The organism is Flavobacterium sp. (assembly GCF_031537875.1).
Lineage (GTDB): Bacteria > Bacteroidota > Bacteroidia > Flavobacteriales > Flavobacteriaceae > Flavobacterium.
Genome location: NZ_JAVKNB010000006.1, coordinates 66,168 through 81,158, shown reverse-complemented (window position 1 = coordinate 81,158; position 14,991 = coordinate 66,168). Strand labels below are relative to the sequence as shown.

The window sequence follows — 14,991 nt, the reverse complement described above, 5'->3', positions numbered from 1 at the left end:
TTAAATAAATCGACTAGGATTTCCAATAATTTTTTTTCCATCAGGTATGTCATTAATTACTACAGAACCTGCACCAACAACAACGTCTTTGCCAATAACTACTCCTTGTTTTACAACTGCATTTGCTCCAATAAATGTACGGTCTCCAATATTTACATTACCAGCTAGTACGGCCCCTGGGGCAATATGCGCACTATCTCCAATTGTACAATCATGCTCGATAACGCAAGCTGTATTTAAAATGACATTATTTCCAATTTTAGCAAAAGCATTAATAGAAACATTTTTATTGACAAAAGTGCCAATTCCAATACTTGCGGTTTTTGAAATGAAGGCTGATTTACATATTAAAGTATTAATTTCTCTTTTATTTTCAACTATAAGGTTGTATATTTTTTCACGAATTGTATTATCTCCAATTCCTATTACAAATTTCACCCCTTTATAATTATCGAAAAAATCAATTTCTCTTTCATTTCCAAGGTAGTCCAACCCAAAAGGATTGTTTTGAACTATTTCCATATCAGTATATCCAATTAATTCTAATTGATTTTCAATTGCAGTATCTGCAACGACAAATCCATGTCCAGAGTAACCAATTAAAATTGTTTTTTTATCTAACACTACTTGGTATATTTACGATGCGTTCTTCAAGAAACTGTGCATTTAATTGTTCATCTCTTTGGCAATGTTGGTACATCGGTAAACGGTACATCAATTGCCAAATCGGTCTTGTCATTACTTTTGCATTATTTGTTTCTGACAAAAACAAATCTCTTTCTTTTAAATTTTCTAATTCCACGCACATCAACCAATAATTGGCTTTGGTATGAGGAGATTCATTTCTAAATTTTATTCCTGATGTTGCAAAAAAAGATTTGTAATCTTCAGCTAATGCTCTTTTGTCAATAAGAAATGAATTTAGTTGTTCCAATTGGGCGCAAGCCAGTGCTGCATTCAAATTAGGCATTCTAAAATTATATCCTAATTCGTCGTGGTAAAATTCATATGCATGTGGTACTTTTGCTGTAGTTGTTAAATACTTTCCTTTGACCCCTAAATTTTCATTATTGGTAACAATTGCACCTCCACCGCCACAAGTAACAATTTTGTTTCCATTGAAGGAAAAAACGCCCAGCTCACCAATGCTTCCTGTAGGTTTGTTTTTGTATTCACTGCCTAATGATTCCGCAGCATCTTCTACAATTGGAATTTTCCAAGCATCACATATTGTTTTTAGTTCGTCCAAATGAACAGGAAATCCAAACGTATGCATGGGCAAACATGCACTGATTTTTTTTCCGGTTTTTTTATTAAAACAGCCTTCTTCGCGTAAATCACCAAATTCTTCTAAAAATTGGGAAACTGCTTCTGGAGACAAACCCATCGTATCTAAATCAACATCTAAAAAAATGGGAGATGCTCTATTGTATGCTATTGCATTAGCTGTGGCTACAAATGTTAGCGCTTGTGTAATAACCTCGTCACCAGCACTCACACCAACTAATCGTAACGCAACTTGTATTCCAGCAGTTCCGTTGACTACCGCAACCGATTTTTTTGTTTTGGTAATTGCAGTCATCATTTCTTCAAATTGGTCAACATAAGATCCCACCGAAGAAACAAAAGTAGAATCTATAGTTTCGAGCAAATACTTCTTTTCATTACCATTAAATGTAGGCGCGTGTAAAGGAATAAACTCATTTGTTTTATAAATATCTTGAATAAATGTAATAGTATCTTTAATATGCTGCATAATTACATTTTTGAATCCAAATATTTCCCAGTTTCTTTGTGACCAAAATCAGGAATCATTTTAAAGAACAAATCAACTAATTGTTCCTTATTCCATTTTTTAGCTTGTTTCATTTCTTTAATTGAAGTAGTAAAAAAATCTATTTTTTCATTTGAAAAATTTCCTTCGTTTTTAATAATTCCAAAATTTTCAAAACTATGCATATCCAATACTTCTGAATCAGTAAAAAATTCTTCAAAATCTTTTTCTCCCGTTGTATCACTGCTTGTGAATAAACAAGGCCATTTTTTTTGCTGAGGTAAAGAAGCCATCAAGTCTCTTGCTTCCTCCTCTGTTTTACACAAATAAGGTTCGTATCCTAATTCTGCTAAATATTTTACTGCTATATCTGCGAAAGTAATTAAATGTAAATCTTGATTTAACTTAGGAAAAAATACATCTCTATTTTTACCAAATATGCACGACATTAAACACAACTCACCTGATTCTTTTGGTGTTACAAAATAGCGTTTAATATCATTTGGCGCCACAATAGGTTGCTGTTTTTGAATCCGTTGGTTAAAACCATGCAATAATGATCCATCAGAAAAAGCTACATTGGCAAAACGTGCTGTTGAAATGTTGATATTACGGCTTAGACTCATCAGATACATCTCCATAATTCTTTTTGAAGCTCCCATCATATTGACAGGATTGGCTGCTTTATCTGTAGAAACGCAAAAATATTTTTTAGTGCCTTTTTCAATAGCTTGTAAAACCGTTTTCTCTGTATTAAAAACATTTACATCAATCATTCGCATCAATGTAAATGGATCTTTTTCTGAACGAACATGTTTTAAAGCTGAAAGATTTAATACATAATCATATTTTCCGTCTGAGTCAATAAACGCATCGTATTCAACCGAACCAATATCTAACGCAAAAGTCTGAAAATCACCATTAATATAACCAAATGAACTTCTCAAATCACGAACCAATTCCACCATATTGTTTTCACTGATGTCTACAACATGAAGTTTGAGTGGGTTTCGTTTAAAAATTTCTTTGGTAACAGCTTGTCCAATTGATCCAGCACCTCCAATTACCAAGAAAGAAGACTCAGAAACAATTCTTTTGAGATCTTGCTCATTATCAGATATATCCTTATTAAAAATTTCAGAGGCTCTTCCAATTAATTTTAAAATATTCATTCTTATTTATTCAACTATTGTTTTAATTAGTCTTCTTACTATCAAAGCCATAACTATCAAAAAACCAGATAAAATTCCTCCCGTTAAAAGCCCCTTGGCTTTTCCTAATCGTTCTTTCGGCAAGGGTAAAATAGGTCTGTCGATTACTTGAATTAAAGGGGTTTCTTTACGTAGGGTTACCTTCGCTAGTTCGGTTTGTTTGACTAATTCAGTTAAGATAGCCGTATTGGCTTGTACGTCGACTTGGCGTTTAGCAGATGGCGTACGATTGACGTTTAGAGCGGGATTCAACATAAAGGTATTGTCATTGGCTACTGCAACCCCAGTAATCGCACCGTTCAATTCCGCACGAATGGAATCGGTTTGATGTTGCAATATGGCCATATTCATGCGCGCTTTTTTGCTTTTGGTATTTACATAAAAATCGGACACATTCTTGGCTAAGGTTTCAGAGAAAGTTTTGGCAAAGGCCTCATTCTCTGATTTTACATCAATACTAATGATGGCTATTTTTTTGTCTTTTTGGGCTACGGTCAAACTAGTTTTTGACAAATCTTCATATATGACACCCATAATACTATCGTGTTCACGAGTAAAGTACTTCCGTTTGGTCAAGGGAGGGAATTGTATGGTTTTCAATTTCGGTTTTTCCTGCCATTCTTCTCGCCAATCTTTGGTTTGAATATATAGTTCCGCTAAGGAAATCGTATCCGTTACTGCCATTACAGGTTGCATCAACGTTTCTTCAACCATAGTTCGGGATTTGAATAGTTCCGTCAAGTTAGCACTTGAGAAGGCTCCTCCTCCACTACCACCTAAATCAAAACCTAATGAGCTTGCCAATCCTAAAGCACCCCCTAAACCACTTCCACCTGATTTCTCATCTTCTAAGGCAAAAGATAAAGTAGCAGTGTACACTGGTTTCTTAAAAATAGAATAAGTCAATCCTAAAGCTGCACCTATTACTCCTGCTAACACAATGATTTTCCATTGCGATAACAAATACGAGTACCATTCTTTGGCTTTTTCGAGTAGTTCTTTAAGGGTGATTTCGTCGTTTTGTGTTTCCATATATTTTTGCCGCTAAGACGCTAGGGCGCCAAGGTTTTTATTTGTTAAAGTTCAAAATTGAATATTTGTTATTCAACATTCAAAATTGATGTTTTTTTTGCTGCTTGTGAGCTTTCTGTTACAAACCTGCTTACCGCAGGCAGAGACGCTAGAGCGCCAAGGTTAGTCATTGCGAACGCAGTGAAGCAATCTTTAATTCACCGCTCCCGAAGCGTCGGGACGCATATTAATTTATTGTTATTTGTTATCGGTTGTCTGTCATTGCGAACACAGTGAAGCCTGGCTACCGCAGGCAGGCAATCTTTATTATGTCAAACTTCGTTGTTCAACATTCGTTGTTCGTTATTCTAATGTTGAATATTATACTTCGTACCTCGTATATCGTACTTCGTAAATCGACTCGAGGCGAAACCTTACGGAGCGAAGCTAAAATCAATTTTTTATTTATACCCTAATCGCTTTCTGTTTTCCCAATTCGTCCGTTCTTGTTTTTCATCTAAAAACTGTTCCATAACAGTATAAATTTCCATCAATTGCACATCATGTTCGCTGAGTCGTTCTTCTAAATTACTTTTTAATTCCATAATTTGCTGTGATAATGAACTTTCTAAAGCAATTGTTTTACGTATTTCAACAAAAGTTCGCATAATAGCGATATTAACTAGTGCTGCTTTTTCAGAACGCAATACAGAACTTAGCATCGCTATTCCTTGTTCTGTAAATGCATAAGGTAAATAAGTAGCACCTCGATGTTTTGTGGAACTGGTCACAAATTGTGACGAGTTCCTATCCCACTCGGGTAAAGTAATTTGAAACATAAAATCTTCTGGAAATCGAATTATATTTCTTTTTACTGCCTGATTTAAAACTTTAGTTTCAACTTCTTATAGTGTGGCCAGATCAAAATCGAGCATGACTTTTACACCTCGAATTTCATGAATTTTAGTTTGAAAAGCATGTGTTTTCACAATTTGGGATTTATAGTATTCATAAACTGTATAATGGGGGATATTAATTCAGTATTATTTGATTATATTCAGTTATTGAAGGATTACTTAATACATTTTCAAATTTTCAAATTGGTACCTTCCTAAATCGACCCGAGGCGAAGCCGAACGGAGCGAAGCTAAAATCAAATATCATAAATCGTACTTCGTAAATCGTATATCTTACAGTCTCCAATAATTAGCATAATCATCTTTATTCAAAACCCCTTTAATATCAAAAAGATAGACCGGTCCGTTGGACAAGCTTTCAAAATCTGATGGCTGCATATTTCTGTAGGCTTGATGTCCAACTGCTAAAACGATACTATCGTATTTGCCTTCGGGTGCTGCTTTCAAATGAATATTGTATTCGTGTGCTAATTCGGCTGGGCTTCCAAAAGGGTCAATTACATCCACTGTAATCGAATAGTCTTCTAATTCTTTAATTAAATCGACCACTTTCGAATTGCGAATGTCGGACACCTCTTCTTTGAAGGTAATTCCCATGACCAAAACACGAGATTTACCTGGATTTTTATCTTGTTCAATCAAGGATTGTACAATGCGTTTAGCGATAAAAGACGGTATGAAATCATTCACACGTCTACCGGCCGCAATCACCTGTGGCTCAATACCGATCATTTTGGCTTTGTGCATCAAATAAAACGGATCCACACTAATGCAATGACCTCCCACCAAACCAGGTTGGTATTGATGAAAATTCCATTTGGTTCCTGCAGCAGCGATCACCGCTTGGGTATCAATGCCCATTTTATCAAAGATAATCGCTAGTTCGTTCATTAACGAAATATTAATATCGCGTTGGGTATTTTCAATCACCTTAGCCGCTTCGGCTACTTTGATGGATTCGGCACGATGCAATCCTGCTTTGATGATACTTCCGTATACCCCAGCAATCAATTCCAAGGCTTCAGCATCATTACCCGAAACAATTTTTAATATGGTAGTCAAGGTTCTCACCTTATCTCCAGGAACAATGCGCTCTGGGCTATAGCCGTATTTAAAATCAACACCGCCATGCAATCCTGAAACAGCTTCTAAAATTGGTAAACAATCATCTTCTGTACATCCTGGATAAACGGTAGATTCATACACCACTACATCTCCTTTTTTCAAGGCCGATGCTACACTTTTTGTAGCGCCTAATAACGGATTTAAATTCGGCACTTTATTAGAATCAATATCCGTGGGTACACCAATGATGTGAAAATGCGCCTGTTGTAAATCGGCAACATCTGATGTAAACGTTATATCACAACCTACAAACGCCTCAGAGTCCAATTCTTTAGAAGGATCAATCCCTTGTTGCATCAAAGCAATGCGCTCTTGATTAATATCAAAACCAATCACTTTGAAATGCTTCGCCAACTCCAATGCCAAAGGCAATCCCACATAACCCAAACCGGTCACGGAAATGCATTTTTTTTTGTCAATAAAGGGTTGTAAGCTATAAGGCATATTGGTTGTCGGTTATCCGTTTTCTGTCATTGCGAACGCAGTGAAGCCTGCCTACCGCAGGCAGGCAATCTTTATTTATGTCAAACTTCATTATTCAACATTCGTTGTTCTAATGTTCTTTGTTAAAATTTTGAATATTCAATACGGAACGTTGAATATTAAAATTTGCACTATGTAAATCTAATATCGTACTTCGACCCGAGGCGAAGCCGAACGGAGCGAAGCTAAAATTAATTAACCATATAAGTCATATAAGAAAACTTAAGGAAGTCGCTTCGCTCTAATTAAGAACATTTAAGTAGTACTTCCTGAACACTTCTATTCCATTTTATATAACCGTATTGGACATTTTCAAATTGCTCAATTGATATTTTTTTTAGTGAGCTTCCGTGCTCTTATTCTGAGCTTGCCGAAGGACTTTGTGCGCTTTGTGGTTAAATAAAACTGAGTAATTCGTTCTTACAATTAAGAATTGTAAATTATCTAACTAAATAAAATTTCCTTAATTTATCAAATCCGCGTTCCCTCTATAGTATTTTATAAATCATCTCGAAATGTCTGAATCCTAAATTAGTAAACTAAATTAAAATTTTATAAATTTCTCTAATTTTTCTTGTCCGCGTTCCTCTACAGTACTTCATAAATCATATATCTAGTATCGTACCTCGTAAATCGCAAATCGTATATCTTACTTAAACGCCGTCACAATCAACAACGCCAAGCTCGTCATCACACTTCCGATACTTACCCATTCGCCAGTACTCATTTTCTTAGTTTCTGGTTTTTCAGGAACAATGATTTGAGATCCAGGTGTTACCTTAGGATAGGATTTGAAAAACAAAAACGAACTGGTTACTGCTGCTTGTCCGTTAGGGTAGATGACATAAGCTCTTTTTCTCCACGCTTTCGCATCAGTGCCACCTACCGCATTCAGATAGTAATTAATTCCTCTACCTGAATTGTACGGAATCTCCGAGGTCAATAACACATTCCCGGTTACCTTCACACTTTCTGAAAAAGCTGCTACTTCAATTTCGTCTCCAGGTTGTAAGGTGATGTTCGTTCTGCTTTTTGGGTTGCGCACAATGCGATCCCAATCCACCGGAATAGTAGCATATTTCAATTCGGTTTTTAATTTTTTAATTGCTTTATTTTTAACCGTATCTTTTTTGGTTACACCAGTATCAACTACATTTTTGGTCAAATCCACATTCACATTTTCTAAATCTTCAATTTGCTTAACAGAAATAGGACGCTTAATTTTTACTCCTTTCACATTTGCCAAAGGCGTTAATCCTCCTGCTCGTTGAATTAGGGTATAAATTTTTTCTTTCTTATCTGCCAACACATATTTACCTCCATAATGTACCGCTCCTGTCAAAGTAACCATTTCTGGTTTTTCATAGACCGCCATTTTGCGTATGTTCACCACATCGTAAGGGGCCAATACAAAATTTTGGGCTTGTTCGTTATTCTCAGGCGTAATTTCAATATTGAATAATTCTGCTCTAGCCGAATTGGTAGCATCTATCTCTTCCGACTGAATCATTCGAGCTACTTCCACACGCTTCGAAGCCGAACCAATCAATCCTCCTGCCTGTACCAATAAATCATTCAAGGTAAGCGCCGGGTGAAAATCGTATTCTCCTGGTTTTTTGATTTCGCCATCGATAGTCACTTTGAAATCTTCTTTGAAATCCAAGATAGAATAAACCGTCACCACATCTTCTTTATCCAAACTGATATTGGCTTGTGCATCCCCTGATAGTGCTTTCGCTAAATTAACAGATACGGTTTCTTTGGTCAAATCGTCTTTCACACGTACTATGGTAGCTCGAGTACGATAGGCATCTTCTTTCAAACCATCCGCTTTGGCTACCAAATCAGTGATACGCATCCCTGGATAATACGAATAGGTATTCGGACGGAATACCGCTCCTTGAATACTAATGCGGTTTTCAAAACGGTTCAAAATTCGATTCACCGTAAACACATCTCCTGCCTGTGGTTTGTAGCTTGCAAATTCGGTGGCTTTGATGTCACGCACCTTGAATTCCTTGGCTGTTTTTTGCAACACATTCACCGAAGCTGTATAGGCTACATCTGTGAATCCTGAAGCAAAAGACAATAAGTCAGTGAAGCTTTCGCCTTTTTTCATCTCAAAAATTCCTGGACGTTTCAACTGCCCTTCTAATGTCACACGTTGGGTGTAGGCCGGAATACGAATGACGTCATTGTCTTTCAATCCAATATTATCCGATTGATTGCCCTGTACCAAAAAACGGTACAAATCAATCGTGCGGTACACTTTGTTGTTACGAATCAACTCAATGTTTCGGTAGCTTCCGTTCTTAGCAGGTCCGCCTCCTAAAAACAAGGCATTGTACACCGTCGCCAAAGAAGAAACCGAATAATTGCCAGGTTGTTGACTACCAATTAAGGTTACTTTTATGGTGCGAATACGACTCAAGCTAATTCCCACCTGAGATTGTCCAGAACGAACGGTACTGTATACTTTAGCGATAGCATTTTTAATTTTTACACTAGCGGCCTCTATGGTCATTCCAGAGACTGCAATTTGTCCTACATATTGAATATTGACTTTACCCTCTACTGAAACTGGTACGGCATCACTATATTCTTGAATACCATACACACTAATTTGCAATTCGTCTCCAGGACCTAACACATAATTCACTGGAGTAGCCAATTTCAAATTAGGTTCAAAATTCAAGGTAGGCGTATCAAACAATTCCGATCCAAAAACCAAAGCATTGGCTTCGTCTTTAGTCTTCGTATTGACAACAGGCTCTTGGGTTCTACCCAAACTTTCTATGCTTTCAGTCGCATTCCCTTTTTTAATAGTGGCTGCCATAGGAGTACCCAGACGCGCCTTCAATTTAGCAAACTCGCTAGCGGGCATTCCCTTAGCCAAAGCCATCGGTTCCGCTTGATCAATCGTCATGCTATTACTTTGCAATTGCGAACGTAATTTTACCAAATCGGCATCGGATAAATTATCCACTTTCAGTGTGCTTAAGTTTTGCCCCTTCAATAAATCCTGAGCTTTTACTGTAGCCGTTTGCGTCAAGGCTAAAAACAAAAAGGCGATAAAAAGTAATTTTTTCATATTTTTATTAGTATTTCATAAATCGTAAATCGTTCCTAAGCGTCGGGATCGTAAATCGTATATCGTAAATCTATTGTATTAATCTCTCTAATTTAATAAGTCCGAACCTTGTCTTTCCAGCTCATTGTAGATGTACTTCACATCCTGAGATTGTTCTTTTTGCAAAATCAAATTGGCATCAGGTGTACTCACAAAAATGGTGTTTTTCAACCCAATAAAAGTCGAAAAAACATCCGTGCCAATCACCATATTACCATTAGCATCCACGGGATGACCTTGAGCAGCCAAATAATCATAAACTGATTCAAAAGAACCTAAGTCAGACCACACAAATTGCGAAGCGACTACTTTGATTTTTTTAGAACGTTCCATCACCGCATAATCAATACTAATAGACGGAATAGCCATAGATAAATTCAAGTCTAATTGCCCCTCTTGATTGGCTTCCCAAGCGGCATTGGCTTTGGCATACACTTCCGGTTCAAACGCTTTCAATTCATCCAAAAGCACACTAGCTTTAAAACAAAACATGCCGCTATTCCACAAAAAATTGTCTCTTGTTATAAAATCAATAGCAGTTGCCTTGTTCGGTTTTTCACGAAAGGAGAGAACATCATCTCCTTTGTATTCAATATATCCAAAACCCGTTTCTGGTTTCGTTGGAACAATCCCAAAAGTGACTATATAATCGTCTTGTGCTTTAGCAATAGCAGCCGTAATAGCACCATTGTAGGCTTCCATTTCGTCAATGATATGATCAGAAGGCGTTACAATTAGGATATCGTCGGGAGCGGCTGCAAAGGCAGCAAAAGCAATCGCCGCAGCCGTGTTTCTAGGGGTAGCTTCTACAATGTCAACATACGAAGTTTGTGTTTTTCCCAACACCTTACGACTCAAATGACAATTATCCACATTACCCACTACAATTACTTGGTTGACCAAATGACTATTACGAGCCACGGTCATTTCAAACAATGACTTCCCTTCAAACAATTCTAAATATTGTTTGGGTTGGCTTTTGCGAGACAGCGGCCACAAACGACTTCCTACTCCACCAGTTAATATAACATGTATAATAGATGCACTCATAATTTCAATGTAATTGTTTCAGTCGCACTTTTTACAGACAACTGACAACCGACAACCGATAACAGACAACCGATAACACCTCAAACTATTTATAATCGTATTCATTTGAGATTGCTTTACTACGTTCGCAATGACGGACAACCGATAACTATTTCTTCGGCTGTTTATCCGCTACTTCTTGACGCAAACTACTACTGGAAAAACGGTGTTCGCGAATATTAAAACACAATTCGATTCCTTTTTCCTCGCAATAGGTTCTGCCAGTAAAATTTTTATGTTGGTATTCGTCACCAATGATACGCACATCAATTTTGAAAGCACGTAAAATATCTTCTAAATCTTGTTCTGTAGCATAAGGAACAATTTCATCTACAAACTTACATCCCTTTAGCTGGATATAACGCTCCACCACAGATTGCACAGGACGGTTTTTTTCAGGACGATCTATGGTAGGATCCGTTTGTAATCCACAAATTAAATAATCACATTGCCTTTTAGCCTCTTCTAACATGGTAATATGACCTGCATGAAGTAAATCAAAAGCACTAAAGGTGATCCCTATTCTTTGTTTGGCACTCATAATTACACTATAATTTGAATTAAAACTCCTTACTTTATTCCACGGCTTCGCCTTTCCCAGTCCCATAACTAGAACTGAAAAACACCTATTTTAAGCAACGCAAAAGTAGTAAAAATATGCTGAAATTGGCTCGTTTTTTTAACCCATCAGGACATTATAAATTATCCACATACCTAACACGCTTATAAAATACTAATAATCAAGCAAATTCCTACCTATTCCAACAAAAAATAAATTACAATATCACTAAATCTAGTGAGAGGGAATTTTAGATTTACGAGGGACGAGGGACGATTTACGATATACGATATACGATTTTCGATATAGTGAACAGTGTTCAGTTATAAATGTTCAGGGTATACTAGTTAAATGCTCTTCAAAGAGCGAAGCGACTTCTTATGTTTTCTTATATGACTTATAGGGTTTAGAAATATACGATATACGAAGTGCGATTTAGGATTTGAAAATGTGTATTCGGTTGTCTGTTATCAGTTGTTGGTTCTCGGTTTTTAGGGATTAGTATATTCTAATTTATCTGTTCTTGAAAAAAGCGGAGCAACTTCTTATATTTTTCTTAAATGACTTATATGGTTAAAAATTTAAACACAAAGTCCACAAAGAAAGACGCAGAGGTTCACAAAGTGAATATTCTTAATGCAACTTAAATTCTTAATGGTTCAATTAACTTATCTGAACTTGAATGGAGCAAAGCGACTTTCTTATATTTCCTTATATGACTTATAGGGTTATAATTAAGCACAAAGAAGGCTCAAAGTCTCACTAAATATGTAGCAATTTGTGAATGTAATAATTAGAAAATAAAACAAAAAGTGTTAATGCTAATAGACGTTCCCCTCTTGAAATCAAAGATTCAACAATTCCAAAAAAACAATTTTAAAGCTAGTAATAAGGGCTAGGGGTGTGTAATTGTATAAACTATAATAATATTGGATATATAATCTCACTATATGCAGAATATCTATTTACTCTAAACCATTCCCCTCTTGAGAGGGGCTAGGGGTGTGTAATTGTATAAAATAAATTACCTTTATAATTCCAAATCCCAACTCAAATGACAAAACGAAAAATCATCCCCTACAACCCAAAGCTAACTGCATTAGCAAAAAAACTCCGTAACGAATCTACAGAAACCGAAATCTACCTTTGGTTAAAACTAAAAGGAAAACAAATGTACGGTTACGACTTTCACAGACAAAAACCAATTGACAATTACATTTTAGATTTTTTCTGTTACGATCTAATGTTAGGAATTGAAGTAGATGGCTACTCACATGAAATTTTAGAAGTATACAACAAAGACATAGTTAAAGAAAAAAGAATGAATGAATTAGGAATAACTATTTTACGTTTCAGTGACTTTGAAGTTTTGAGGGATATGGAAAATGTAATTCGGGCAATTGAATTTTATATTCTAGAATTTGAAAAGAAACCTTAAAGATAAGTAGTTCCGCACGAAAGACACACCCCTAACCCCTCTCGACAGAGGAATAGTTCTGAATAAACAAACATACCTAAAATAATAAAGTATCTATCAAATCTGTTCGTTACCCTACAATACTATTTGAAAAAACTGGTCACAAATTGTGACTAGTCCAAAATACAAAATCAAAAAAAGTACTTTAAATGGAAAAACACACCCCTAGCCCCTCTCAAGAGGGGAATAGAAAAGTAGTAAATTAGAGATAACCAATTTATTACAATTCCCAACAACCAACAACTGACAAAAGTTATTTATGCTTCATCTTCAATACACAACCCATCGACTCCAAGACTAAAACATAGTGAGAAGCAGTTACTTCCTTCACTATCGCTTGTTGGTTCACAAATGGACCTGAATCGACTTCAATAGTATCTCCTACTTTGTAAGAACTCACTTCAATTTCGGCTACATCTGGAGCGTTCAACCATTTTTTGATGGTGGCAATTTCTTCCTCGCGAACAATAGCCGGTTTTTGTAACCAAAACAAATAGCGCACAGCTCCTGGTGAATCAAAAACCAATGAACGGTCTTTCTCATCCAAATGAACAAAAACATACGAATTAAATAAAGGCACTTCTACCTTCTTTTTACGATCCGTCCACTGCCGCTCTTTAATAACCAAAGGACAATAGCAATCGATACCGATAGCTTGTAATTGCTCGGCTACTTTTTTCTCCCATTTGGGCTTTGTATAGAGTACGTACCAATTCATATTTTTTACTGCAAAGACGCTAGCCTGCCTGCCGCAGGCAGGGACGCCAAGGTTAGTAATTATTTAAAAATCAAAAAAAATTAAGCTCCAATACCTTGGTACACAAAGCCAATGGTTTCCAACTCGGCACGATTCAACAAATTACGTCCATCAAACAAGAAGGCTGGTTTTTGCATTCCATTGTAAATTTGTTGCCAATCGTAAGTAGTAAACTCATCCCATTCGGTGAGCACTGCAATGGCGTGAGCGCCTTGACAAGCGTCATACGGACTTGCATACGATTGTACTTGAGCCACATTCGCATCATGCGAACGCGTTTCCAGATAATCCAAATCTGCCAATACTTTAGTAGGCGAAACTTTGGGATCATAGACCGCAATCTGAGCTTGTTCGTTAATCAAATCATCTGCTACGTAGATCGCAGCCGATTCTCGAGTGTCATTCGTATCTTTCTTAAACGCCCAACCTAAAAAAGCAATCTTTTTAGCCGCTACGGTATTGTATAAAGTCTGTACTATTTTAGTTGAAAAACGTCTTTTTTGATGGTCATTCATAATGATTACTTGTTCCCAATAATCAGCCACTTCATTCAATCCGTACGACTTAGCGATATACACCAAATTCAGAATGTCTTTTTGAAAACAAGAACCTCCAAAACCCACCGACGATTTCAAAAATTTAGAACCAATACGGCTATCCATTCCAATAGCACGTGCTACTTCATTGACATCAGCCCCAGTCTTTTCACACAATTCCGACATCGCATTGATAGACGAAATGCGCTGAGCTAAAAAAGCATTCGCCGTTAATTTCGACAATTCCGAAGACCAAACATTAGTCGTTAAGATTTTGTCGGTTGGCACCCAATTGGCATACACTTCCACCAAGGACTGAATCGCTTCTTGCCCTTCGGGAGTAGTATCGCCTCCAATTAAAATACGATCTGGTTGCAATAAATCTTGAACTGCAGTTCCTTCTGCTAAAAACTCCGGATTGGACAAAATTTGAAATTGCACCCCATTTCCAGTATGATCTAATATGTTTTTAATCGCCTCGGCAGTACGCACAGGCAAAGTCGATTTCTCCACTACTATTTTGTTGTCTTTGGCAACTTGAGCAATTTGACGCGCACACAATTCAATGTATTTCAAGTCGGCCGCCATACCTTTTCCTTTTCCGTAGGTTTTGGTTGGTGTATTCACCGAAATAAAAATCAATTGCGCCTCATCAATGGCTTTTTCCACATCCGTAGAAAAAAATAAATTTCTTCCTCTTGCCTCGCCAACCACTGCGCTCAAACCCGGTTCGTAAATGGGAATATGATCCACATTCTCGTCATTCCAAGCGGCAATACGTTCGGCATTTAAGTCCACCACAGTAACCTGAATATGCGGACATTTTTGAGCAATCACTGCCATAGTGGGTCCTCCCACATAACCTGCTCCAATGCAACAAATTTTTGTAATCTTCATCTATTCTATTATTAATAATTCAACT

At 36.8% G+C, this 14,991-nt stretch carries 12 protein-coding genes; 1 reads left to right on the top strand and 11 read right to left on the bottom strand.

Features of this window, described 5'->3' with window-relative positions; translation table 11 throughout:
• The 9 genes from RMR09_RS02830 to RMR09_RS02790 form a co-directional block, all read right to left on the bottom strand.
• Positions 1–624, bottom strand: coding sequence for an acetyltransferase (locus RMR09_RS02830; RefSeq protein WP_310594306.1), 624 nt, complete (start codon positions 622–624; stop codon positions 1–3).
• On the bottom strand, positions 614–1,756 hold the full coding sequence (locus tag RMR09_RS02825; RefSeq protein WP_310594305.1) for a LegC family aminotransferase: 1,143 nt from the start codon (positions 1,754–1,756) through the stop codon (positions 614–616). The genes RMR09_RS02830 and RMR09_RS02825 overlap by 11 nt, the downstream gene beginning before the upstream one ends.
• A 2-nt stretch (positions 1,757–1,758) precedes the next feature.
• Positions 1,759–2,946 (bottom strand): UDP-N-acetylglucosamine 4,6-dehydratase, encoded by a 1,188-nt coding sequence (locus tag RMR09_RS02820; RefSeq protein ID WP_310594304.1) that lies wholly within the window; start codon positions 2,944–2,946, stop codon positions 1,759–1,761.
• A gap of 6 nt (positions 2,947–2,952) precedes the next feature.
• On the bottom strand, positions 2,953–4,017 hold the full coding sequence (locus RMR09_RS02815; protein WP_310594303.1) for a Wzz/FepE/Etk N-terminal domain-containing protein: 1,065 nt from the start codon (positions 4,015–4,017) through the stop codon (positions 2,953–2,955).
• 440 nt (positions 4,018–4,457) lie between these two features.
• Complete coding sequence (locus RMR09_RS02810; protein ID WP_409070952.1) at positions 4,458–4,856, bottom strand: ORF6N domain-containing protein; 399 nt, start codon at positions 4,854–4,856, stop codon at positions 4,458–4,460.
• Positions 4,857–5,186: 330 nt separating this feature from the next.
• The gene (locus tag RMR09_RS02805) at positions 5,187–6,482 is read right to left on the bottom strand and encodes a nucleotide sugar dehydrogenase (RefSeq protein WP_310594302.1); all 1,296 of its coding nucleotides are present in this window, start codon (positions 6,480–6,482) and stop codon (positions 5,187–5,189) included.
• A gap of 688 nt (positions 6,483–7,170) precedes the next feature.
• Positions 7,171–9,612: an SLBB domain-containing protein gene (locus RMR09_RS02800; protein WP_310594301.1), complete on the bottom strand. Its 2,442-nt coding sequence runs from the start codon at positions 9,610–9,612 to the stop codon at positions 7,171–7,173.
• An 87-nt stretch (positions 9,613–9,699) separates the two neighbouring features.
• A complete protein-coding gene (locus tag RMR09_RS02795; protein ID WP_310594300.1) occupies positions 9,700–10,701 on the bottom strand; it encodes a mannose-1-phosphate guanylyltransferase in 1,002 nt (333 codons plus the stop codon).
• Positions 10,702–10,849: 148 nt separating this feature from the next.
• Positions 10,850–11,281, bottom strand: a complete 432-nt coding sequence (locus RMR09_RS02790) for an adenylyltransferase/cytidyltransferase family protein (RefSeq protein WP_310594299.1) — start codon at positions 11,279–11,281, stop codon at positions 10,850–10,852.
• 1,072 nt (positions 11,282–12,353) lie between these two features.
• On the opposite strand from RMR09_RS02790, the gene RMR09_RS02785 reads away from it, so the two are divergent.
• Positions 12,354–12,737, top strand: coding sequence for a DUF559 domain-containing protein (locus RMR09_RS02785; protein WP_310594298.1), 384 nt, complete (start codon positions 12,354–12,356; stop codon positions 12,735–12,737).
• Between the two features lie 292 nt (positions 12,738–13,029).
• Here the strand turns inward: RMR09_RS02785 and RMR09_RS02780 are convergent, their stop codons facing one another.
• Positions 13,030–13,494 (bottom strand): UpxY family transcription antiterminator, encoded by a 465-nt coding sequence (locus RMR09_RS02780; protein WP_310594297.1) that lies wholly within the window; start codon positions 13,492–13,494, stop codon positions 13,030–13,032.
• 80 nt (positions 13,495–13,574) lie between these two features.
• Positions 13,575–14,966, bottom strand: a complete 1,392-nt coding sequence (locus RMR09_RS02775) for a UDP-glucose 6-dehydrogenase (RefSeq protein ID WP_310594296.1) — start codon at positions 14,964–14,966, stop codon at positions 13,575–13,577.
• Positions 14,967–14,991 lie beyond the last annotated feature (25 nt).

Bases quoted from the DNA above. Each gene is read 5' to 3' on its own strand.
- RMR09_RS02795 (WP_310594300.1), bottom strand. From the start codon at position 10,701: ATGAGTGCATCTATTATACATGTTATATTAACTGGTGGAGTAGGAAGT.
- RMR09_RS02820 (WP_310594304.1), bottom strand. From the start codon at position 2,946: ATGAATATTTTAAAATTAATTGGAAGAGCCTCTGAAATTTTTAATAAG.
- RMR09_RS02805 (WP_310594302.1), bottom strand. From the start codon at position 6,482: ATGCCTTATAGCTTACAACCCTTTATTGACAAAAAAAAATGCATTTCC.
- RMR09_RS02775 (WP_310594296.1), bottom strand. From the start codon at position 14,966: ATGAAGATTACAAAAATTTGTTGCATTGGAGCAGGTTATGTGGGAGGA.
- RMR09_RS02815 (WP_310594303.1), bottom strand. From the start codon at position 4,017: ATGGAAACACAAAACGACGAAATCACCCTTAAAGAACTACTCGAAAAA.
- RMR09_RS02825 (WP_310594305.1), bottom strand. From the start codon at position 1,756: ATGCAGCATATTAAAGATACTATTACATTTATTCAAGATATTTATAAA.
- RMR09_RS02790 (WP_310594299.1), bottom strand. From the start codon at position 11,281: ATGAGTGCCAAACAAAGAATAGGGATCACCTTTAGTGCTTTTGATTTA.
- RMR09_RS02780 (WP_310594297.1), bottom strand. From the start codon at position 13,494: ATGAATTGGTACGTACTCTATACAAAGCCCAAATGGGAGAAAAAAGTA.
- RMR09_RS02800 (WP_310594301.1), bottom strand. From the start codon at position 9,612: ATGAAAAAATTACTTTTTATCGCCTTTTTGTTTTTAGCCTTGACGCAA.
- RMR09_RS02785 (WP_310594298.1), top strand. From the start codon at position 12,354: ATGACAAAACGAAAAATCATCCCCTACAACCCAAAGCTAACTGCATTA.